Annotated in this window: 22 protein-coding genes and 1 pseudogene; all 23 read right to left on the bottom strand. The window is 52.2% G+C overall.

All coding sequences use genetic code 11. The features are described from left to right. Positions 1-10: 10 nt before the first annotated feature. The 23 genes and pseudogenes from IPI86_RS17390 to rpmH all read right to left on the bottom strand — a co-directional run bounded on the left by IPI86_RS17390 (position 11) and on the right by rpmH (position 19,603). Entirely contained in the window at positions 11-781 is a 771-nt protein-coding gene (locus IPI86_RS17390; protein ID WP_345299274.1) for a DsbA family protein, read from the bottom strand. An 87-nt stretch (positions 782-868) separates the two neighbouring features. Further along, the gene (locus IPI86_RS17395; protein WP_345299275.1) at positions 869-1,708 is read right to left on the bottom strand and encodes a lysophospholipase; all 840 of its coding nucleotides are present in this window, start codon (positions 1,706-1,708) and stop codon (positions 869-871) included. Between the two features lies 1 nt (position 1,709). Then, complete coding sequence (locus IPI86_RS17400; RefSeq protein ID WP_345299276.1) at positions 1,710-2,315, bottom strand: 4-vinyl reductase; 606 nt, start codon at positions 2,313-2,315, stop codon at positions 1,710-1,712. Next, entirely contained in the window at positions 2,315-3,181 is an 867-nt protein-coding gene (locus IPI86_RS17405) for a GNAT family N-acetyltransferase (protein ID WP_345299277.1), read from the bottom strand. Before IPI86_RS17405 ends, IPI86_RS17400 begins: the two co-directional genes overlap by 1 nt. After that, the gene (locus IPI86_RS17410) at positions 3,178-3,699 is read right to left on the bottom strand and encodes a hypothetical protein (protein WP_345299278.1); all 522 of its coding nucleotides are present in this window, start codon (positions 3,697-3,699) and stop codon (positions 3,178-3,180) included. The genes IPI86_RS17405 and IPI86_RS17410 overlap by 4 nt, the downstream gene beginning before the upstream one ends. Positions 3,700-3,749: 50 nt before the next feature. After that, positions 3,750-4,424, bottom strand: coding sequence for a helix-turn-helix transcriptional regulator (locus IPI86_RS17415; protein ID WP_345299279.1), 675 nt, complete (start codon positions 4,422-4,424; stop codon positions 3,750-3,752). A gap of 130 nt (positions 4,425-4,554) precedes the next feature. Beyond that, on the bottom strand, positions 4,555-5,868 hold the full coding sequence (locus IPI86_RS17420; protein WP_345299280.1) for a CpaF family protein: 1,314 nt from the start codon (positions 5,866-5,868) through the stop codon (positions 4,555-4,557). 4 nt (positions 5,869-5,872) lie between these two features. Further along, on the bottom strand, positions 5,873-6,163 hold the full coding sequence (locus tag IPI86_RS17425; protein ID WP_345299281.1) for a hypothetical protein: 291 nt from the start codon (positions 6,161-6,163) through the stop codon (positions 5,873-5,875). Positions 6,164-6,335: 172 nt separating this feature from the next. Then, on the bottom strand, positions 6,336-7,499 hold the full coding sequence (locus IPI86_RS17430) for a response regulator (protein ID WP_345299282.1): 1,164 nt from the start codon (positions 7,497-7,499) through the stop codon (positions 6,336-6,338). 44 nt (positions 7,500-7,543) lie between these two features. Continuing rightward, positions 7,544-8,239, bottom strand: coding sequence for a response regulator transcription factor (locus IPI86_RS17435; RefSeq protein WP_345299283.1), 696 nt, complete (start codon positions 8,237-8,239; stop codon positions 7,544-7,546). A gap of 33 nt (positions 8,240-8,272) precedes the next feature. Beyond that, positions 8,273-9,460 (bottom strand): GAF domain-containing sensor histidine kinase, encoded by a 1,188-nt coding sequence (locus tag IPI86_RS17440; RefSeq protein WP_345299284.1) that lies wholly within the window; start codon positions 9,458-9,460, stop codon positions 8,273-8,275. A 1-nt stretch (position 9,461) separates the two neighbouring features. Further along, the gene (locus IPI86_RS17445; protein WP_345299285.1) at positions 9,462-10,484 is read right to left on the bottom strand and encodes an ATP-binding protein; all 1,023 of its coding nucleotides are present in this window, start codon (positions 10,482-10,484) and stop codon (positions 9,462-9,464) included. A 125-nt stretch (positions 10,485-10,609) separates the two neighbouring features. Continuing rightward, positions 10,610-12,199, bottom strand: a complete 1,590-nt coding sequence (locus IPI86_RS17450; protein ID WP_345299286.1) for an amidohydrolase — start codon at positions 12,197-12,199, stop codon at positions 10,610-10,612. A gap of 164 nt (positions 12,200-12,363) precedes the next feature. Further along, complete coding sequence (locus tag IPI86_RS17455; protein ID WP_345299287.1) at positions 12,364-12,534, bottom strand: hypothetical protein; 171 nt, start codon at positions 12,532-12,534, stop codon at positions 12,364-12,366. A 749-nt stretch (positions 12,535-13,283) separates the two neighbouring features. Next, the gene (locus IPI86_RS17460; protein ID WP_345299288.1) at positions 13,284-14,144 is read right to left on the bottom strand and encodes a ParB/RepB/Spo0J family partition protein; all 861 of its coding nucleotides are present in this window, start codon (positions 14,142-14,144) and stop codon (positions 13,284-13,286) included. Between the two features lie 78 nt (positions 14,145-14,222). Beyond that, complete coding sequence (locus IPI86_RS17465) at positions 14,223-14,993, bottom strand: ParA family protein (protein WP_345299289.1); 771 nt, start codon at positions 14,991-14,993, stop codon at positions 14,223-14,225. Then, complete coding sequence (locus IPI86_RS17470) at positions 14,990-15,874, bottom strand: PfkB family carbohydrate kinase (protein ID WP_345299290.1); 885 nt, start codon at positions 15,872-15,874, stop codon at positions 14,990-14,992. Before IPI86_RS17470 ends, IPI86_RS17465 begins: the two co-directional genes overlap by 4 nt. A gap of 74 nt (positions 15,875-15,948) precedes the next feature. Further along, positions 15,949-16,797 carry an RNA-binding cell elongation regulator Jag/EloR gene (gene jag / locus IPI86_RS17475; RefSeq protein WP_345299291.1) on the bottom strand — a complete coding sequence of 283 codons (849 nt, stop codon included), beginning with the start codon at positions 16,795-16,797 and terminating at the stop codon, positions 15,949-15,951. 16 nt (positions 16,798-16,813) lie between these two features. Beyond that, a complete protein-coding gene (locus IPI86_RS17480) occupies positions 16,814-17,605 on the bottom strand; it encodes a YidC/Oxa1 family membrane protein insertase (protein ID WP_345299292.1) in 792 nt (263 codons plus the stop codon). A gap of 12 nt (positions 17,606-17,617) precedes the next feature. After that, on the bottom strand, positions 17,618-18,691 hold the full coding sequence (locus IPI86_RS17485) for a PQQ-binding-like beta-propeller repeat protein (RefSeq protein WP_345299293.1): 1,074 nt from the start codon (positions 18,689-18,691) through the stop codon (positions 17,618-17,620). A 60-nt stretch (positions 18,692-18,751) separates the two neighbouring features. Beyond that, positions 18,752-18,985, bottom strand: a pseudogene (gene yidD, locus IPI86_RS17490) (membrane protein insertion efficiency factor YidD); the annotation flags it as partial. Between the two features lie 49 nt (positions 18,986-19,034). Next, positions 19,035-19,388 (bottom strand): ribonuclease P protein component, encoded by a 354-nt coding sequence (gene rnpA, locus IPI86_RS17495; RefSeq protein WP_345299294.1) that lies wholly within the window; start codon positions 19,386-19,388, stop codon positions 19,035-19,037. A gap of 44 nt (positions 19,389-19,432) precedes the next feature. Next, a complete protein-coding gene (gene rpmH / locus IPI86_RS17500; RefSeq protein ID WP_345299295.1) occupies positions 19,433-19,603 on the bottom strand; it encodes a 50S ribosomal protein L34 in 171 nt (56 codons plus the stop codon). Between the last annotated feature and the right edge of the window lie 117 nt (positions 19,604-19,720).

The following is a 19,720-nucleotide window of genomic DNA, read 5'->3' on the forward strand; positions in this document are numbered from 1 at the left end:
TTTCCAAACTCTATTGAGCGGCTGCAGCCAGCGCAGCTTCAATCGCTTCGCTGAATACAGCGAAGGGTTGTGCACCTTCGATCAGCTGCGTAACTTCCTCGCCGCTGGCATTGGTATAGCTTAATACAAATCCAGGAGTACCTTTCACACCGGCAAGAAGCGCATCCTTGCCATCCTGAAATACCTGATCTTCGTATTTATTGCCTGAGTAGCATTCATTGAACTGACCCATATCCAGACCGGTCTTTTCAGCAATGGCAGCCAAACGGCGGTCTGTAAAGGAATCCACATCCTCACCCAGAACGTTTTCGAAAAGCATATCGTGCATTTCCCAATAAAGGTTCTGGTCGCCTGCGCAATAAGCAGCCTTGGCAGCGTCTTCTGATTCGGTCTTGCCGCCGCGGATGTTGTCACTTACCCAGTTGCCCGCCGAGCGGTAGGTGAAGTACAACTTGCCCGTGGAGATGTAGGTTTCAACCAATTGCGGCTCGGTCTGGGTGGAAAAACGCTCACAGAACGGACATTGGTAGTCAGAGTATTCCACAAGTTTGACCGGGGCGTTGGGGTCGCCCATATGATTGGCATCAGCCTGCGGGCGCGGATTCGGCTCAAGGGTGACGATTCCAGTAATCGGCTTGAAATTCGGCCAGATGATCAAAAAGGCAACTGCCAGCGCGCCTAGCGTGATCAAAGCGATCCCGACCAACCGCCCCCGTTGTTCCTTGCGGCGCATTTGCTCACGGCGTGCCTGCCGTTTGCTCAATTCTTTTGGGTTATTCATATTCTCTCCTGTTATTTAGATAGATGGGTGCGAATTTTCCCATGCTGAAATCAATTTGTCCAGTAAAGCGTTAATAGGCTCTTATTTTCACTCGCGCAGGCGCGCATCCATCCAGAGCGTCATGGTTTTGAAAACTTCACCCTTTTCAGGCTCATTATGAAGTTCGTGCGCGGCGCCATCCCAAAGGACGAGGGTACATTTTTCCTTCAGAGACGCTGCAAATTCTGTACTGCTGGAAGGAAAGGCGATGGCATCGGCCTTGCCATGCATCAGAAGAAGAGGAAGCGGAAAATCGCCGGCGTGAGCCAGCGTCCAGTTTGTGACGCCTATCATTACTTTCCCGAAGCCAAATGATATTCTGTCGTGCACGAGCGGGTCGTTGATGTAAATCTGCACCACTTTATCATCGCGGGAAATGCTTTTCGGGTCCAAGCCACTGGCGATCTGTACTTTGGGAGCGAGCGAGCCCAGCACTTTTGCCATCATCACTTTCGCTTTTTGATTTTCCAGGGCGGTATGCAAAGCTGAACTGGTTGCGATCACACCTTTGACGTTCGGCTTACGCAGTAAGCTGTAGTGCAATACCAGCACTCCCCCAATGCTGTGACCGTATAAAATGATGGGAAGGTTCGGATAGCGTATGCGCGCCTGTGCCAGAAGCAGGTCGATCTCCCCCATAAAATCCTCGATGGAGTTGATATGTCCGCGGGCACCATCGGAGCGGCCATGCCCGCGCAGATCCGGGCCAAAGAGGATCAGGCCTTCCTTTCCGAAGGCTTCAGCAACATGAGCGTAACGGGAGGTATGTTCCCCGAGGCCATGTACAAGACAAACCACGCCTTTCGGCTGAAGCACAGTCGGCTCCCAACCTTGTGCAAAAATATTCAGGCCGTCACTTGCTTTCCAGCTCGTTTCAAAGTGTTTCACTCTATCCTCCAATTGTGATCTTGAATTCGCATTGCCGCGCGCCCATGGCTCGACAGGCGCGTTCTTCGATATCGTGTTCCTGCCCCACCGCCCAAAACAAACATTCACGGATCAGGCCAAGGGTCACAAAGCAGATCGGAGCAGGATCGGTTTGATCTGTCGCTGTGGGAGATGCCTGGTCAACGAGAAGCAGGTCAAGGTCCAGAGAATGAACCGAGACATTTCCCGGAGTCACGCTCAAAATCCGCGCCAATAAATCCAGGGCGGGTTTGCGTCGCAAATTTTTTGGAAGTCTTTGAATGATCGCCGCCTGTGCCTTAATGCCAAAAGCCGAATCGTTCAAAAGCTGTTCCCAAAGTTTTACGCCGATACGCAACAAGGTGCTGCGTGCACCGCGCCCATAGTAAGTGCGCAATGCAGATTGCAAACGGGAGTACACATGCGCAGCGCGTTCATCATCCAACGCAGAGAAGTGTGCGGGATGCGCCCACTCTTCGGGCAGCCCGGCATTTGCAAGCGCGCCTGTAAAAATTTCATGTCCCATTTCGGCGGAAAGGGTTTCGACAAATCGCTGAAGGATGTGTGCTGGAAAACTGACGGCAGACATCAAGCACCTGCTCCCAATGGATAAACCAGCACGGGGAAATATTCGCCCGTGCGGACAAATCCCATTTTTTTATAGAGGGCCAGGGAAGATTCGTTATCTGATTGTGTGTTGACCGAAAGTCGATTGAGTTGGATTCCGCCAAGCGATTGGATGAGATCACTCACGAGAGCGGCCCCCACTCCCCTGCCTTGCGCTTCCGGACTTACCCCAAGCCTGGCGAGGTGGGCCCCAAGCGGATTCTTCGTACTGAGCTGGTACCCGATCACACCCGAAGAATCCTCGGCAACCGTGGCACTCGCGCATTGCAAACGCGCCCGCTGAAGTGTGCCCGCAGTGTTATGCCAGAATTCTCCAAATGCGGCCAGATCCAATTTGGCAACGACAGGGATATCGCCATCGGTCATCGGACGGATGCGAATGCCTGGCGGTGTGAGGTAATAGCGAATGTTCTCGCTCCTCAAATCAAGCAGGACAATGTTCTGTCTGTTTATAAATCCGCTTGAAAGCAATAGAGGCTGGAACCATTTGCGGACGACAATTGCGGCAACGCAAATCTCTTTGTTTTCGAATGCCAGGTCGCTGCGCGCTTTTTCCCATAGCAACAGCCATGCCTCCGCCCCAGACACGCTGTGATGATGCCCAAAGAAACTGACCCAGGCCACATTCGGCGGGTCTTCAGGACAGGCTAAAACGGCGTAAATGCTGTCGCCTTCGGCGAGCACCCAGCAATTCGGGAGGTTGATCCGTTCGAGCGGGGAATGCCAGTCTAAATGGCGGTGGTTGTTGGTTTCGTAATAGACAAGGCTTGCGACCTGGTTGTAGTCTTCGGCAACCATGCGGCGAGCCTGCAAATTGATATTGATCATTTGATGAAGCGAAGGAAGAATTTAAGAATGCGTTCGAAGAATCCTGGATTCTCTTTTGCATCGAGGGAGCCCATCATTTTGAAGGCCGATTCGGTGACCTTGCCTGTTTTGAGCTTGATGGCTGCAGCAGATTTCATGACCATGGAGCGGAGGTCGCCTTCGCCCGCTTCAGCAAATAATTCTGCAGAACGTTCATAGGCGGCGATGGCTTCGTCAAATCGGTTGAGCGCTTCGAGAGCGGCGGCTTGATTCCCCAAGGCCATTCCCTGACTTTTGATATCCTTTGCTTCTGCGAATATGCTGTCTGTCCCCATTGCGGCATCCAGTGACTCCTGCGCCTTGCCCGCCTGCAACAATGCCACGCTCAGGTTGTTTTTCATTTCGGCGGCAAGCAGCCCGGCGCGGCCAAGTGAAAATCCTTCCGCAGCCTGACGAAACAGTTCGGCGGCTTCGTCAAACTGTTTATTCCTGAAAGCCTGCTTGCCTTGTTCAGCGAGTTGGGCGGGTTCGAGTGTCATGGTATTTTCCCAATTTCAAAATGTTCTGCAAGTGCGTACGGTTCGGCCTGTTACAGTGTAATATCAAGCAGCCCTTCGGCCACGGAGCGGAGTTTTTCCTTGGACATATCGCTCAGTTTCATCGCCAGTTCAAGATAGGGTCGGTTGACCGGCTGGCAGACAAAGTTTTGGATCTCTTCGGGCAGGTCCAGGAATTTTTGCATGGCACGCTGGCTCGTCATCCACTGACCCACAGGGCCGTTTTGATCGAAGAAAACTTCGATGCGGCTACCCATGACGGAGAGAATGCTTTCCAACTCCGGCACGGAAATGGGGCGTTCGCCCAACTCATACATATTGAGGCGCGATGACTTGATACCTGTATCTGCCGCAAGCTGGCGGATGGACATATTGATCTTGTTGCGTTCCTGACGCAGAAGCGCACCGATCATCCTTTGACGTAAAGCGATCAGCTGAGCCGTATCAAGAGAGTCCACCGGGGAGGATGATTCGGACATGGTCTCCCTGCCCCAAAAATGTGTAATGGGGAGTTTGAGGTAATAGACGAGCGTCTCAAGTTCCGGCAGGGATGGCGAGCGGCGTCCCTCTTCGTAAGCACGGAATAAGCCCGGCTTTACACCGATCGCATCGGCACATTCCTTGATGCTGCGTCGTTCCGCCATACGCGCGTCACGAATGAGCAAACCAAGCTTTTTTTCACGTATGATGATCTGGGCGTTGTTCATAAATCCTCGTAAATAGGGTTAATAATTGTCGCTTGTCTCATAATTCGGCAGGCTTTTTCCGAAATTGCAAAGAAGAATCATTGTTTTATTTACCGAATATGCAATACTGTGTAGATTATAGCAGAGTGTTTCACCGCCGCGAGCCCTGATTGGAAGGTGCTTTCGGGGCGAAAATATCGGCAGTCAGTTTGAATCCAGCTGCTTCCAGGCGTGGGGTGAAATTGGGACGAATCCCTGTGGCGTTGATCTCGCCAAGCACCTTGCCTTCGGTGGTGACACCCGTTTGCACGAATTTAAATATATCCGTCAATACAATGATCTCACCTTCCATGCCTGCCACCTCGGTCACAGCTGTCACTTTGCGCTGACCATCCTTCAAGCGAGTCTGCTGAACGATCAAATCTACAGCGGAGGAAACTTGCTGGCGAACTACTTTGAGGGGCAAGTCCATGCCTGCCATGAGAACCAGAGTCTCGATGCGGGACATGGCATCACGCGGAGTGTTCGCATGCACGGTTGTCAGCGAACCATCGTGGCCGGTGTTCATCGCCTGGAGCATATCCAATGCCTCGCCGCCGCGCACCTCCCCCACTACAATACGGTCGGGGCGCATACGCAGGGAATTCTTGACTAGTTCGCGAATGGTTACGGCGTGAAGCCCATCTGCATTGGCGACCTTTGTTTCCATGCGCATGACATGATCCTGTTGGAGCTGCAACTCGGCGGCGTCTTCAATAGTAATGATGCGCTCATTCTCCGGAATATAGCCCGACAACACGTTCAACAGCGTTGTTTTACCTGAGCCTGTTCCGCCAGAGATAATGATATTAAAACGGGCTCTCACACAGGCTTGCAAAAAATCAGCCATTTGTCTTGTCAACGAACCGAAATTGATCAGGTCTTCAGGCTTTAGTTTATCCTTCCTGAATTTTCGGATCGTGATGGAAGGACCGTCGATGGCCACCGGGCGCACGACGGCATTCACACGCGAACCGTCGGGCATACGCGCATCCACAGTGGGAGAATCAGCGTCGACACGCCGACCAAGCGGCAGGATGATCCGATCGATGATCCGCAGAACATGGTCATCGTCATCGAAGGTGACTGCAGCTTTGGTCAACTGTCCCTTCTTTTCAATGAAGACTTTTTTAGGGCCGTTGACCATAATTTCGGTAACTTCTTCATCATCCAGTAATGACTGGATCGGACCATAACCAAGCACATCATTCAATACCTGGTCAAAGATCTGTTTTTTCAGGTCTTCAGGCAATTTCAGTTGTGTCTGTTCATATACGTGGAGGATATTCTTTTTTAAAAAAGCGCTACGCTCGTCTGCGGGAATCTTTTCCGACCCCATGACACTCATTAAATTGTCGGCGAGATATTTTTTCAGACGGGAGAGATCTTGCCCTGTCAACCTGCTGGATGGGCCAATGGTTGTCATCTGATCACCCCCCATGACTGGCTTCGTCGGCGGGTGTGATCCAAACAATGTGCGCGCGCAAAATCGCAAGGAAGGCCCCGGACAAAGTGACTTTATCATTCGTATCGTGAATGGTGAAATTGGTCACCGCTATGAATCTTTCCTCCACTTCAAGCTCATCCTTAAGCCTTTCCCCCTGGCGGACGTGCACCAACCCGCGCACCAAATGTGTGGTAGTTTGGATCACAACAGCAGTGGGGACTTTCGTCACCACCTCGGTATAGAACTTGCCCTTCTCGTCGTATTCAATTGTCATGATGATGGTTCCTTGTGATCGCCCGCATTGGGCGATTAATCAAATCAGGCATTATTCGGGGATGAACTTTTACAGGGTATCACAGAATACACCAAACTGAAATTACAAATTTTTAATTACAATTACTGAAAAAGATAAGTGGCTTTTGAAGCAATGAAAACACAGGCAACGGTCATTTTTTTTCATGTTCCGTGCGTAATTTATGAGCCAGGGCAATCATCTCCCTGGCGGTTTCCAGGAACACAAAGGAAGCCGTATCGTTCGGGTATTTTAAAGAAAACGGCTGATGATGACTGGTGGCAAATGCAAAACTGCTGCCGAGGTAGGGCATGGCAGCCTTGATCTGGATCTCGAGCGTTTTTTCCACATCCGGTTTGCTCAAGCCTTCCAAACCCACCGAGCGATTCAGGATCGGGAAGATCGAGTTCGAATCCACACTCTTATTCTTCATATAATTTAGAACGGTTTTTGTCAGGGGCAGGGCGCTGATATCGGTGCTGATGATCAGGGAGATCAAGTCGGCGTGCTGGATCAGCGGCAGGCTGATCTTCGAGAGCGCCCGTCCAATATCGATCAGCACGTAATCATAGGAGGCTTTCAAAGCCGCAATCACATTCCAAATGCGCCCCACTTTAAGGTGATTGCTGCTTTCGGGGTCCGGCGAGCCTGCCAGTAAATTAAAACGCCAGATATTCGTATCTGCAAGCTGATCGCGGAAATATTCAGGAGTGATTTTCTCTTCGGGCAAATCCGCTGCGTTGACAATATTTATCTCCCCTTCATAGCCGACAATGGAAGAAATGGAACCAATGGGCAGAACCAAATCCACGACAGCCACGCGGGCCTCCGGCTGGTTCTGGCAGAGGGTCATGGCAAGGTTTGCACAAAGGGATGATGTACCCGCTCCGCCCTTCGCACTGAGGAAGACGATCAGCAGCCCTCCTTCTTTTACCAGCGCGGAATTGATCCCCAGCAGGCGGTTGATCGCTTCGTTCAGGGTGGCCATGGCCTGGCCTGATTTCGTTATATATTCGCTGAAACCTGAATCAAGGCAAGATTTAATCCGAGCCACCCCTGGGTCACTGCTGAGTGCAATGAGCGGCATGTTCGTGGTGCGCGCATCCAGTTTGAGTTTTCGAGCCACCTCCTCCCCGGTGATGTCCGGGACGGTGGGGTCGATCACCATTAAATCAGGGCGGTCGCGCCACGCATAGATCAATCCTTCTTTGCCGGAACCCGTCTGAATGATCTCATATTTTTGATTTTGGAGGTTGCGCGAAATGAAGTTACGGCTGGCAACATCTGCATCAACAATAAGGATCTTCTTTTCGGGCATGACTCAAATTCCTTTACGCGCGTGGGGTACGCGCACGGCCGTGGTCAGACTTCAGTGGGTGGCATCAGATATCCCAGACCAGAGCGTGTAACAATATGTCGTGGAGAATGGGCATCTGATTCCAATTTTTGGCGCAAGCGCGCAATACTCACCCATAGAATTTCCTTGTCGTTCTTATATTCCACGCCCCACACACTGGTCAGCAGGTCTTCTGATGTGAGGATCTTCCCTACATTATGGGTGAACTGCAGGAGAAGACGATATTCCGTGGCTGAAAGTGAAACAGGTTCCTCGCCGCGCCATACTTCAGCGCGCGCAAAATCAATCTTGAGATCGTCATGAGTGAAGAAACGTGCCTGCCCCGACTCGGTGGGAGCTTGCGCACGGCGCAATACCGCACGCACCCGCGCCAGCAATTCGGTGGCAGAGAAGGGCTTCACCAGATAATCGTCCGCGCCCAGGTCGAGGCCGCGCACGCGATCCTGTTCCTCGCCTCGGGCCGTCAGGATGACGATCGGGACGTTCGAGAATTCCCTCAGACGCTGACAGACGCCGAAACCATCCAAACGCGGCATCATCACATCCAGCAGAACGAGGTCTATGGGCTGCACCGAAAACACATCCAATGCCTGAACGCCATCTTGTGCCGTGGCCACTTCATAACCTTCCGTACGCAGGTTCGCCTCCAACAGACGCAAATAACGGGGCTCATCGTCAACGATCAATATACGCTTGGACATAACGATCTCCTTGATGAAAGAGTTGAAGGTTGGTCAAAGCGTTGGATCAACCGGCAGTTCGATAATGAACGTTGTGCCTTTGTCCAACACTGACTCTACCCAAATATTACCATGATGCGCCATAACAATTTGCTTGCAAATATAAAGCCCCAAACCAGTACCGGTCACGGTGCGTTCACCGGGGACGCGATAGAAACGTTCAAAGAGAAAGGGGAGATAATCTTCCGGGATGCCCTCGCCATTGTCAGCGAAGGTGACGCGGATCTTATCCGACATTAAACGCATGCCGATATTGATCTCTGAAGCGGGGGCATATTTGAGGGCATTGCTGAATAAATTCTCGAAGACTTGTGCGATGCGCATGCCATCGCCGCGAATGGAGGGAAGCGTCTCGACATCAAAGTTGACTTTCATCTCCGGGTGATGCGTATGAATGCGCATGGCCACATCACGGGCGAGCGCATCGATGCGCACGGGAGAGAATTTGAACTGCAGGGTCTGGCTTTGCAACCGCGCCGATTCGAGCATGTTCTCGATCAGCCGCGCCAGTCGGTCGGCTTCCTCATCGATGATGTTGAGGAATTCGCGCTGGGTGGAGTCATCCCAAGTGGTGTCCTGCCTCAGCAGGCTGGTGCTGTATCCTTTGATAAAACCAAGCGGGGTGCGAAGTTCATGCGAGATCGTGGAAACAAAATCATCCTGCAAGCGCATCTGCCTTTGCACAGAATCCAACTCAGTGCGCGCGTCTTGCAATTCCTTGCGTTCGATGAGCGCCGTGGCCCAAAACGCCTGCAGGGATGCGATCTGAATATGCAGTTCGGTATACTGCGGCCCGCCAAAACGGATGAACACCAAGGCCCCATTCATATTGCCGCCGACATATAAGGGAAAGCCTAGCAAGTGCGCCTCGGTCAGACGATTGGCATAACTAAGGCCTTTTCGCGGCTCCTTCAAGATCATTTTCCCTTTTGAAAGCACCTCATTTGCAATGCCCTCCCCCCACATGGAATCCGCTTCGGCAGCTTTTCCACGCCCAACCGCGCGGGCGTACACAACCTCCGACGCCTTGGTCTGCGAATCTTCGAGATAGATGGCGGCATTATCAAAAACAAAAGAGCCGCGCAAGGACACAAATAATGTATCCAAGGCAGCCCGCCAATCCTGTTTTCTTTGGACCTCTTGAAAGGTCTTGTGCAGAAACGAAAGTGTAGCCAGATCCATGTTATTCACCCAATGCCAGCAACGGGAATTTGAAGATGGAGCCTTTTCCTTCAGCCGATTGTACATCCAACAGAGAGCCGTGTGCCTCGACAATTTGCCGCACCAGTGAAAGGCCAAGCCCTGTGCCGCCGAAATGCCGTGTCGAAGAACCATCCAATTGGTGGAATGGCTCAAAGATCTCTTTTAATTTATTCGATGGGATGCCAATGCCGGTATCCGTCACAGTGAGGATGACGAGGTTGTGGCCTTCTTCTTTAAGGGAGATGACCACGCTTCCACCCGACGGGGTGAATTTGATCCCGTTATCGAGGAGTTGATTCACCACCCAGCCGATTTTCTCGGGGTCTGCCTGCACGGTGGGGATATTCTCCACGGCAGAAACCAGCACCTGCACACCGCGTTCCTCCGCTTTGGGCAAAGCCGATTTCGCCGCGAGTGAAACAATGCGACGGATATCCACCTTTTGCAATTTCATGCTCATCTCGCCCTTCGAAGCGAGCGAGAACATAATCAGGTCTTCGATCATGCCTTCCAGTTTTGCGGTTGCCCGCTGACTGACTTGCAGCGCATGGCGCTGCTCATCTGAAATACTACCAAGCGACCCAGCCACCAGCAATTCGATGTACCCCTTCACATGGGTCAGCGGTGTGCGTAATTCATGTGAAATGTTCGAGACGAAATTCGATTTCAACTGACTTAATTCCGAAAGCCGCTGGAGTGCTTCATTCAATTCAGAGGTGCGTTCTTTTACACGCTGTTCCAAATTGCGGTTGGCAGATTGCAAGGCTGAGCGCAATTGCAGGATCTGTTCCGTCACCACCTGGTCGAGGGTGTCGCGGTCGAGCATGTTCAAATCCATCAGGGATTGACCCAGCAGATAGTGATTGCCTTTTGCCATCTGGTCCTGTTGATAGGCAAGCGCCTTTTGAAGGTCAGATTCACTGATCAATCCTTTTTGGACGATATATTCGCCCATGCGGGGAATCAACATTTCAGGGGTGAGTTTCGGAAGGTTTTGTGACATAGGTTTCTCAATAACTGATTTTACACAAAGGCAAAATTTTTGTCTTTGTTTTGGAGAGCGGGCTTCAACCCACAGTTCATTTTGCAAGCGCGGACTGAAGTCCGCATTCCAGTAAATTCAAGGTATTAACTTTCCAGTACCCATTCACCATGTATCATCGTTGATTTTGCTTCGATTGTCAACAGGGTCTGCGGGTCGGAGGAAAAGATATTTTCGTCAAGAACGATCAGGTCGGCGAGGTAGCCTTGCGCGAGTTTGCCGAGGCGGTGTTCTGCGTTGGCGGCGTAGGCGGCGCCGATGGTGTAGGCGGATAATGCCTCAGCCAAAGTCAATTTTTGTTCGGGGTACCAGCCTTCGGCGGAGGGTGATCCGTCGGCTCTTCGTCGAGTGACTGCGGCGTGCAATCCTAAAAACGGATTCGGGGATTCGACCGGGGCATCCGATCCAAATGCGAGGGAGGCGCCGTGATTCAATTGTGTGCGCCAGGCGTAGGCATGTGCGGAACGATCTCCCCAAAAGCGGTCGGCGGCGTACATATCGGAGGGCGCGTGGATGGGCTGCATGGATGCGATGACGTTGAGTTGGGCAAAGCGCGGCGCGTCATCGGGGTGAATGACTTGCACGTGTTCGATGCGATGGCGCAGGTGCGGAAGCCCATGTTCTGTTTCGTAGGCGCGCAGTTGCTGATAGGCGTTGAGCACTTCGTGATTGGCGCGATCCCCGATGGCATGGACGGTCATGCTCAAGCCAACATCGGCGGCTTTGCGGCAGTGCTCGAACAATTCCTCGCCATCCATGTTGAGGATGCCGCGATTCTCGGGTTCATCTTGATACGGTTGAAACATGGCGGCGGTATGCGGACCGAGTGCGCCATCCATAAAAGCTTTGACGGAGCCGATCCATAGCCAGTCATCGCCGAAGCCGGTGCGGAGGCCAAGCGCGTTCGCATGGTCAACGCTTTCGACGGGGATGTTTTTGTTCACGCGCAATTTTAGTTTCTTTTGCGCATGTAAGTGTTGCAAAGCCATGAAAGAATCACGGCGGTCGAAATCATGAACGCCTGTGAGACCCATTTTCCATAAAATGGATTGGGCCTTTTCAATTGCAGATTCAATTTCAGAAATTGACGGGTCGGGTATGGTCTTTTCCACCAAACTCATCGCTGTTTCGAGCAGGATGCCTGTTGCGCGGCCTGTGTCGTCGCGTTGAATGGCTCCGTTTTTGGGGTCGGGGGTGTCGTTGGTGATGCTGGCACGCTGCAATGCGGCGGTGTTTGCCCAGCCCATGTGCAGTGATTTCGCTGTGAGATAAACGGGATTGTTCGGGGCGATGGCATCGAGTTCGGCGGCGGCAGGGAAGGCGCTGTCATCGGTCCATTCATTTTGATTCCAGCCATGACCGAGAATCCACGCGCCGGGTTTGGCTTTTTGGGCGCGCTCCGCCACACGGCGCAGACATTCTGCCTTGGTCTTTGTTTCGCAATCCACTTTTTGCAGGGAAAGCCCGTAGTGCTGCAGATGCAGGTGCGCATCGGTGAGACCCGGCAGAATGGTTCTGCCGCCCATATCCTGTTTTTCCACCCTGCCATGTGCGCTGGCTTCAAGCACATCATTCTCCCCTACTGCCACAATGCGCCCGCCTTCGATCAAAATGGCGGAGGCATGTGGGTGCGATGTATCGAGTGTGTGAATATTTGCGTTGTAGAGAAGTTTCATGGGATGTACCTTTAATTTTTGATTCTATCATAGGGTATTGCAGGGAAATCGTGGCAAAGGGACTCATGGCGTGGGCAGACGCAGTTTGAGAACAGGGAAAAAACATAAAAAACCGTACTACCGAAAGAGGAGCAGAAATCAAATAACCACCTTACCTTGAACTATTATTCCGCTCTCATCATAATACCAACCTCTGAAATAATACCAATCGCTATAAACAGCAATTTTGTGTTTGTTCCAGAAAGATAGATTCCATCACCACGAACAACATACTTCCCCGTTGGGGAAGGTACATCTGCATCATAAAGGGAGAAATCCACAATCTCGTAATCCATCTCCCCAAGTCTTTCATGAGTTTTTCAAACAATTCCCGTACTCGCGATATATCAACCAAAGGACAACCTGTTACCCTGGATGATGTCGAAAATCAGTGCCAAGGCAATTAGAACATTTCCTGAATGATGGAGAAAAAACATTTCAGCCGATTCTGAAATATTCGTAGTATTTAGGATCAAACTGATCATCTTTAGTGGAAGCCAATCCAAATCAAGTAAGCTCATAGCGTTGACCATCTGTCAAATCCAAGATGTAATGAGGCCTATAACAGGAGACTCTGGACCTCCAAACTACCCATCAACCAGACCAGTTCGAACTTAAAATACTCCATATCAAACAAAAGCGGATCATTGGGGACATCCCTCTTTTCCCCAGTGCGTAAATCCAGCAGGTACATCTTGTCGGTAAATCCTTCGTCCCGGGAAAACAATACCACTGCTGGGCGTACAGGCCAAGAATTCTGTGTTGGCGGCAGGTTTGCGACATGCCCAGAGACCGAACATTTCTTTGTGTTGGGCGGAATGAAAAAGTCTTGTTTCAAATTCCGACCCTCATTCTTGCAAAGCTTGGTCGCAGTTTGTCGAAAGCGCAACACAACACAATCAACGAAACAACCATCAGTATTTTTACGAGCTGGGGTCTTCTTTCTTTGAGCGTTTGCATTGAATTAAAACCTCCCATCATCTCATTTGTAAATCACCAAACAGAATTACAAAAAAGGGACACAGCGGCGCTGTGTCCCTACGGGTTAGATCAATTTTTCGAGAAGCGCATCCAGTTCTTCGCCTGAGTAATAGTAGATGGTGACCGTACCGCCTTTTTTACTGTGCTTCAAAGCGACTTTGGTGCCGAGGCTGTTTTGCAATCGCTTTTCGACATCGTTCACGTCCGCGCTGCGGATTGGTTTCTTCGCCTTGATCGGTTTCTGCCCCGCGAGTTTTCTGACGTATTCTTCCGTTTGGCGCACATTGAAAGAAAGGTTGATGATCGTCTGCAAAGCGGATGTCTGCGCCTTCTGCGTGGATAAGGCCAGCAATGCGCGGGCGTGGCCTTCGGTCACTGTCCCATCCACCAACGCCTGTTTGACCACATCCGCGAGACCGAGCAGGCGCAGGGTATTGGTCACAGCCACGCGGCTTTTGCCAACGCGCTTCGCAACGGCTTCGTGCGAAAGCCCAAATTCTTCAACGAGTTGACGATAGGCTTCGGCTTCTTCAATTGAATTCAAGTCCGCGCGCTGGACGTTTTCGATCAGCGCAAGTTCAAGTAATTCCTGATTATTCGCCTGACGCGTGATCACAGGGACAGTCCGCAAGCCCGCTTTTTGAGAAGCCTGCCAGCGTCGTTCGCCCGCGATGATGATGTACGTCCCGTCCGCTTTCGGAGTGACAATGATCGGCTGGATCACGCCATGCTCGCGGATGGATGCGGCCAGTTCTGCAAGTTCCGCTTCTTTAAAGTGAACGCGCGGCTGCCGCGGGTTCGGCTGAATGGATTCCACAGCCACCTGTTGAACACCGCCAGTCCCCGCAGATGAAGCAGGCGGAGTCTTTCCGCCAGCGGGAATGAGTGCGTCCAGTCCTTTGCCAAGTCCAGTTCGTTGAGCCATAGTTTTTACCTTTTCAACCACCAAGGGTCACAAAGTATCACAAAGGTTTAAGAAGGTTTCCTTCGTGATACTTTGTGGTTAGTTTTTATCGCCCTTCAACAATTCCTTTGCCAATGCCTCATACGCCGCTGCACCGACAGAGGTGGGCGCATACACGGAAATCGGCAGCCCATACGAGGGCGCTTCCGCAAGGCGAATGCTGCGGGGAATCACGCTCTTGAATACCTGATCGGGGAAATGCCGATTCACTTCGGTCACTACATCTGTGGAAAGATTCGTGCGGCTATCGAACATCGTCAGCACCACACCGCGCACATTCAATTCAGGGAAAAGCAATGAACGCACACGGTCGATGGTTTGCGTTAATTGTCCCAGCCCTTCGAGCGCGAGATATTCGCACTGCACCGGCACGATCACACCGTTGATGGCGGCCATTAAGCCATTCACGGTCAACAGTCCCAGCGAAGGCGGACAATCGATCAGCACATAATCATATTGATGCGCCAGCGGTTCGATCGCTTTTCGCAAACGCACTTCACGGGCCAGTTCATCCACCAATTCAATTTCCGCGCCAGCAAGTGACGGCGAAGAGGGCAGCAGGGATAACCTGATCCGCTCATTCAATAAAACATAAGAAGCAATATTCGTATCGCCAAGCAAAGCTTCGTATGTGCCGCCCTGCACACTTAACTTGTCCACGCCGAGACAGGATGTGGCATTGGCCTGTGGATCCAGATCCACCACCAGCACGCGCTGACCCAACTGCGCCAGATACGCGCCGAGGTTGATTGTAGTGGTGGTCTTGCCCACGCCGCCTTTTTGATTCACAAGCGTATAAATACGCGTCACTGTAATACCTCCATCAAACATTCTTCGATCTCTGCCGAGGTCGGGATTCCGTTCAAACCGATCCGCGCCACCGAACGCGCCGCGAGTTGAGTGGCAAAACGCGCCGCCTCCCACGGGTCGCGCGTGGAATATAAACGCACAAAAAACGCTGCGGCGAAAATATCACCTGCGCCCGTCGCATCCACTTCATGCATCACAGGCGCACGAAAACGGCGGCGGTCTCCATTCCAATGCAGCACCGAGCCCAACTCCCCTTCCGTCATGCAGAGGATGCGGGTATGGTGCGCCATTTCTTCGGCAAGTTCCAGATCGCGATTGATATCTTCGACGCTCATGACTACGGCTCCTGCGTAACGAAGGGCCTGATCCTTGTTTTCCCAGGCAGTGGCCGCCACTTGACCATTTTCATCCCAAGTGCGCATCCAGCCTTGCGGCGTGATCCCCAAAAGCGAACCAGCCAGCTTCTCCGGCAGAGACAAATCCAATTCGCGGGCGATGGGCGCAAGATGAATGATCGGCGCGCTCCGCCACACCTGTGGAATGTGCTCCAACGTGATCGGCGCAGCCTGATGATGCAACACCTGCCTGCGTCCGTTTTCGGTTTTGATATTTTCAAATGTGGTGCTGTGTTCCGAGGGAATGTTGACGATGGTAATGCCATCCAAGGCTTGCAGGGGCGCACCCTCCCCCACCGCTGTAACGATGCCCACGCGCATCCCCAAAGCGCGCGCGGTCAGGGACGAGTAGGAAACTGTCCCGCCAAGCTGCATACCCGCTGGCGTAATATCCACAGCGGCGTGACCTACAACGAGATAATCCACAGGTTGAAGTGAAACAAGTTCCAGCATAGATGAATTATACCGTAGGGTAAATTCTTTCATCTTTCTTCTATATCTTCAAGAAAAAAGATGAAAGAAAAAAGACCGCCTTTCGGCGATCTTTTGGGTTGGAAATTTTATTCCTTCGGCAGAATGACCACTTTGCGGTGCGGTTCTTCGCCCACGCTTTCGGTCGTTACGGCGGGGTGTCCGCGTAACTCGATGTGGATGGCGCGGCGCTCACTGGCGGTCATGGGTTCGAGCGTGGCTTTGCGCCCGGTCTTGATGACCTGATCCACCATGCGCAGGGCGATCTGGCGAACCTGCTTTTCGCGGCGGCTGCGATAGCCTTCCACGTCCACAACCAATTGCACCCACTTCTGGGTTTCCTTGCCGACGATCAACGAGGCGACATATTGAAAGGCGTTCAGCGTTTCTGCCTGGCGGCCGATCAACGCGCTCAAGTCATCACCACGCACGTCCACTTGAATAATGCGGCGGTCGTCAGTGCTGCTCTCATCATAATGAGCGGAGACTTGTGCTTTCATGCCGAGGTAATGGATCAACTTGGAAACAATGGATTCGGTCGTATCCAATAACGGGTCATTGCTATCTGAAGCCTGTCTTGTTTTTTCAGGGGCGGGGGCGGCAGGTGCTTCGCGCGCGGGTTTCTTTTCTACGCGCGGTTTTTGTTCGCGCTGTGCTTTCGGCGCTGATTCTGTTTTTTGAACAGGAGCAGGCTTGCTCTTGGGGCGATCCGCGGGTTTTTGTCTGGCAGGCGGAGGAGTTTGAACTTCCTCCCCGGGAGGCGGGTTTACAGTCAGGCGAACGCGTACCTGGCGTCCACCGAGTCCGAATAATCCCTTGCTTCCTGAATCCAGCACTTCCACAGAAACGGCATCTGCCGTCAGGCCAAGTTGCGCCAAGCCCTGTGAAAGGGCTTCTTCAACGGTTGGGGCGATGATCTCAAGCGTGGTTCCGCTCATGGTGCCTCCCTATCTATTATTTTTTCTTGCTGCCGGGCAGCAGGTTGCTCCAATTGGCGCGGCCTGTGGCGGCATATTGAACGATACCCAATAAGTTACTGGTAATGAAGTAGATGGCAATGCCCGAGGCAAAATTCAGCGCGAACCAGCCAAGCAGGAGCGGCATGTAAATGCTCATCATGTTCGACATTTGCGCAGATTGGTCGTTGGGATTGCTGGAGGTGGGCATCGTCAGTTTTGACTGAATGTAGGTGGTCAATGCAACGATGAGCGCGAGCAGCGGAAAGCCGTTCGGCAGGAAGGAGGTGTGGATCAAACTTTGCAGAATGCCTTCCGGGCGGCCCAGATCCATCCACAGGAATGTGCTGTTGAGCGGAATGATGTTCTCAACATTTTGGAACGGGTAGATCGTGCGCGCCAGTTTGAGCATGTCGAAGGGTGTGATCGAAAGCGCGCGCGTAATGCTCTGATAAAGACCGATGATGATCGGGAACTGGATCAACGTGGGCAGACAGGAAGCAAAAGGATTGATGCCCTTTTCCTTGTAAATACGCATCTGTTCCTGCGCGAGCTTCTCGCGGTCTTTGGCGTATTTCTTTTGGATGTCCTGCCAATCCTTGTCATTGTTCAATTCCTGCATGGCCTGGGCGCCTTTTACCTGCGAGGCATTCAACGGCCAGGTGACCACCTTGATGAGGATGGTGAATAAAATGATCGCAAGACCAAACATATGCGGGCCATGACCGAGAACATCATAGATCCACAATAAAAGGTTGGTCATGGGGTTGATAATAATGGTATCCCACATGGGTTAGTTTCCTTATTTCTCTGGTATGAAAGTCCAGGCTTGTTTGCCTTCCGCATCATAAGCGACAAGCGTGAACTCAGCCTGATACGGCGCGACGAGGATCAATTCACCTGAAATAACAGGCGCGCTGTACAACTTGCCGCCGACTGTCTTTTCCCAGAGGCTGCCTCCGTCGCGGTCCAAAGCAACGAGATTGCCCGCTTCGGTCACAACGTAGATCTGGTCGGCCGTAACAAGCAGTCCCGCCACGACAGCATCGGACTGTGCAGCTTCCCAGTTCTGGCTTCCATCGGCAGTATTTAATGAAAAGACCTTGCCATTGAGGTCGGCATAATAAAGTGTTTCGCCATCGAGGACAGGCGAACCCCAGATCCAGTTTTCAGTTTTGGCAATAACTTCATGACTGCCATTGGCCTGGATCAATTCAATGGTAGAAGCGAACGAGCCCACATAGACTCCGCCATCAGCAACCACGGGGCTGCTGGGCGCAGCACCGCCCAAATCAATGCTTACAGACGAAGTGCCGCTGGCTGGGTCAATGATATGCAGATGATGATCGAGGGACGCAATATAGATGAGGTTCCCATCCGTTACAGGAGCAGACCACAGGGCGCCACCAACTTCGATGGGGTCTGCGGCCTCCCTGCCCTGCATATCCAGAATATATACGAAGCCATCGGTATTCGGCGCATAGATCGTATCATTCACAACAAGCGGAGAAGCAAGCCAGGCGCCTTTGCCTTTTGTAAAAGATTCCGCCCAATTTTCCTTGCCGGTTGCGGGATTCAAACTGACAAAGGGATGAGCTGTCCCAGCACTTCCGATGAGCAGTTGGCCATCAGCAGTGAGAACGGGATTTGCATAAAACATCAATTTGGTATCGGCTTCTGCGGGATATCGCCAGACTTCATTGCCGTTTTTCAAATCCACCGCATAAACATGCGAACCGCTGGCTACATAGGCATGTTCTGCATCTGCGGCGAGTCCGTGCCAGTTATTGGACACCGTGCGGCTGCCGCTACAAGCGCTTAAGATCAAAGCGCCCAGCACCAGCAGCGAGATCAAGACCAATCGTTTTGTATTCAAGTTATTTACTTCTCCTAGATTAATCGCAACAACCCGGGGATATTGAAATGGGAATGATCAGGGAACGGGATCGTATCCACCCGGGTTGAACGGGTTGCAGCGTAAAACGCGCCAGGCTGCCATCAGCGAACCTTTCAACGCGCCATGTTTATAAACGGCTTGATAGCCATAATGAGAGCAGGATGGATAAAAGCGGCAGGTGTTTGCGGGCAGGCCCGGAGAAATTGCCATTTGATATAAACGAATCAAGGCCAGCACGGCAATGCGCGGCCAGTTTGCCAGATTACGCGGCATGTCCCGCAAACGCGGCTCATGGGAGTAATCATGTAAATGGAATTCTTCTTCAGGGTTCATCCGCAGGAATAATTTTTGCGCGCTGGAGGAGGGCAAGCAGGGCAGAACGGGTATCTTCCAAAGTGGCGGTCACAAGTGCGGGTCTGGCGATCAGCACAAGGTCCCAGCCGGAAGCGAGGGAGGCCAGCATGGGGCGCATGGCCTCGCGCAAGAGTCGTTTGGCCCGGTTGCGATGGACGGCAGTCCCAGTCGTTTTGCCCGCCGCAACACCCACGCGCACGTGGCGAATGGCAGGGTCACTGACCAGCGCAACCAACACAACAAGCGGGTGGGCATAGGACTTGCCAATTCGCCGCACCCGCTTGAAATCTTCAGATCGGGACAGGCGAAATTTGCTCTGCACCCGTGCCTCAATATGAATCTATGCGCCCTAAAAAACGCAAATGCCTACCAACGAGTCTTCTTTACATGCTCATTGGCTTTGACGGTGAGTTTGTAGCGGCCCTTAAGGCGGCGACGCTTGAGAACTGCGCGTCCGTCAGCAGTGGCCATACGCGAGCGAAAACCGTGCACACGCACGCGACGGCGGATCTTGGGTTGGTATGTTCTTTTTACCATTCGAAATACTTCCTTATGTAAAGATGATTGCAAATCCCACGGGGGAGTTGTCTGTGAGTTAGTGGCGCGGAATTATACACCAATGCTTCTGATTCGGTCAATTTGAGTTTTAATCGT

This window comes from Candidatus Villigracilis affinis, from assembly GCF_016705895.1.
Taxonomy (GTDB): Bacteria; Chloroflexota; Anaerolineae; order Anaerolineales; family Villigracilaceae; genus Villigracilis; species Villigracilis affinis.

Bases quoted from the DNA above. Each gene is read 5' to 3' on its own strand.
- IPI86_RS17390 (WP_345299274.1), bottom strand. From the start codon at position 781: ATGAATAACCCAAAAGAATTGAGCAAACGGCAGGCACGCCGTGAGCAA.
- IPI86_RS17400 (WP_345299276.1), bottom strand. From the start codon at position 2,315: ATGTCTGCCGTCAGTTTTCCAGCACACATCCTTCAGCGATTTGTCGAA.
- IPI86_RS17405 (WP_345299277.1), bottom strand. From the start codon at position 3,181: ATGATCAATATCAATTTGCAGGCTCGCCGCATGGTTGCCGAAGACTAC.
- IPI86_RS17410 (WP_345299278.1), bottom strand. From the start codon at position 3,699: ATGACACTCGAACCCGCCCAACTCGCTGAACAAGGCAAGCAGGCTTTC.
- IPI86_RS17415 (WP_345299279.1), bottom strand. From the start codon at position 4,424: ATGAACAACGCCCAGATCATCATACGTGAAAAAAAGCTTGGTTTGCTC.
- IPI86_RS17420 (WP_345299280.1), bottom strand. From the start codon at position 5,868: ATGACAACCATTGGCCCATCCAGCAGGTTGACAGGGCAAGATCTCTCC.
- IPI86_RS17425 (WP_345299281.1), bottom strand. From the start codon at position 6,163: ATGACAATTGAATACGACGAGAAGGGCAAGTTCTATACCGAGGTGGTG.
- IPI86_RS17430 (WP_345299282.1), bottom strand. From the start codon at position 7,499: ATGCCCGAAAAGAAGATCCTTATTGTTGATGCAGATGTTGCCAGCCGT.
- IPI86_RS17435 (WP_345299283.1), bottom strand. From the start codon at position 8,239: ATGTCCAAGCGTATATTGATCGTTGACGATGAGCCCCGTTATTTGCGT.
- IPI86_RS17440 (WP_345299284.1), bottom strand. From the start codon at position 9,460: ATGGATCTGGCTACACTTTCGTTTCTGCACAAGACCTTTCAAGAGGTC.
- IPI86_RS17445 (WP_345299285.1), bottom strand. From the start codon at position 10,484: ATGTCACAAAACCTTCCGAAACTCACCCCTGAAATGTTGATTCCCCGC.
- IPI86_RS17450 (WP_345299286.1), bottom strand. From the start codon at position 12,199: ATGAAACTTCTCTACAACGCAAATATTCACACACTCGATACATCGCAC.
- IPI86_RS17455 (WP_345299287.1), bottom strand. From the start codon at position 12,534: ATGGATTACGAGATTGTGGATTTCTCCCTTTATGATGCAGATGTACCT.
- IPI86_RS17460 (WP_345299288.1), bottom strand. From the start codon at position 14,144: ATGGCTCAACGAACTGGACTTGGCAAAGGACTGGACGCACTCATTCCC.
- IPI86_RS17470 (WP_345299290.1), bottom strand. From the start codon at position 15,874: ATGAAAGAATTTACCCTACGGTATAATTCATCTATGCTGGAACTTGTT.
- jag (WP_345299291.1), bottom strand. From the start codon at position 16,797: ATGAGCGGAACCACGCTTGAGATCATCGCCCCAACCGTTGAAGAAGCC.
- IPI86_RS17480 (WP_345299292.1), bottom strand. From the start codon at position 17,605: ATGTGGGATACCATTATTATCAACCCCATGACCAACCTTTTATTGTGG.
- rpmH (WP_345299295.1), bottom strand. From the start codon at position 19,603: ATGGTAAAAAGAACATACCAACCCAAGATCCGCCGTCGCGTGCGTGTG.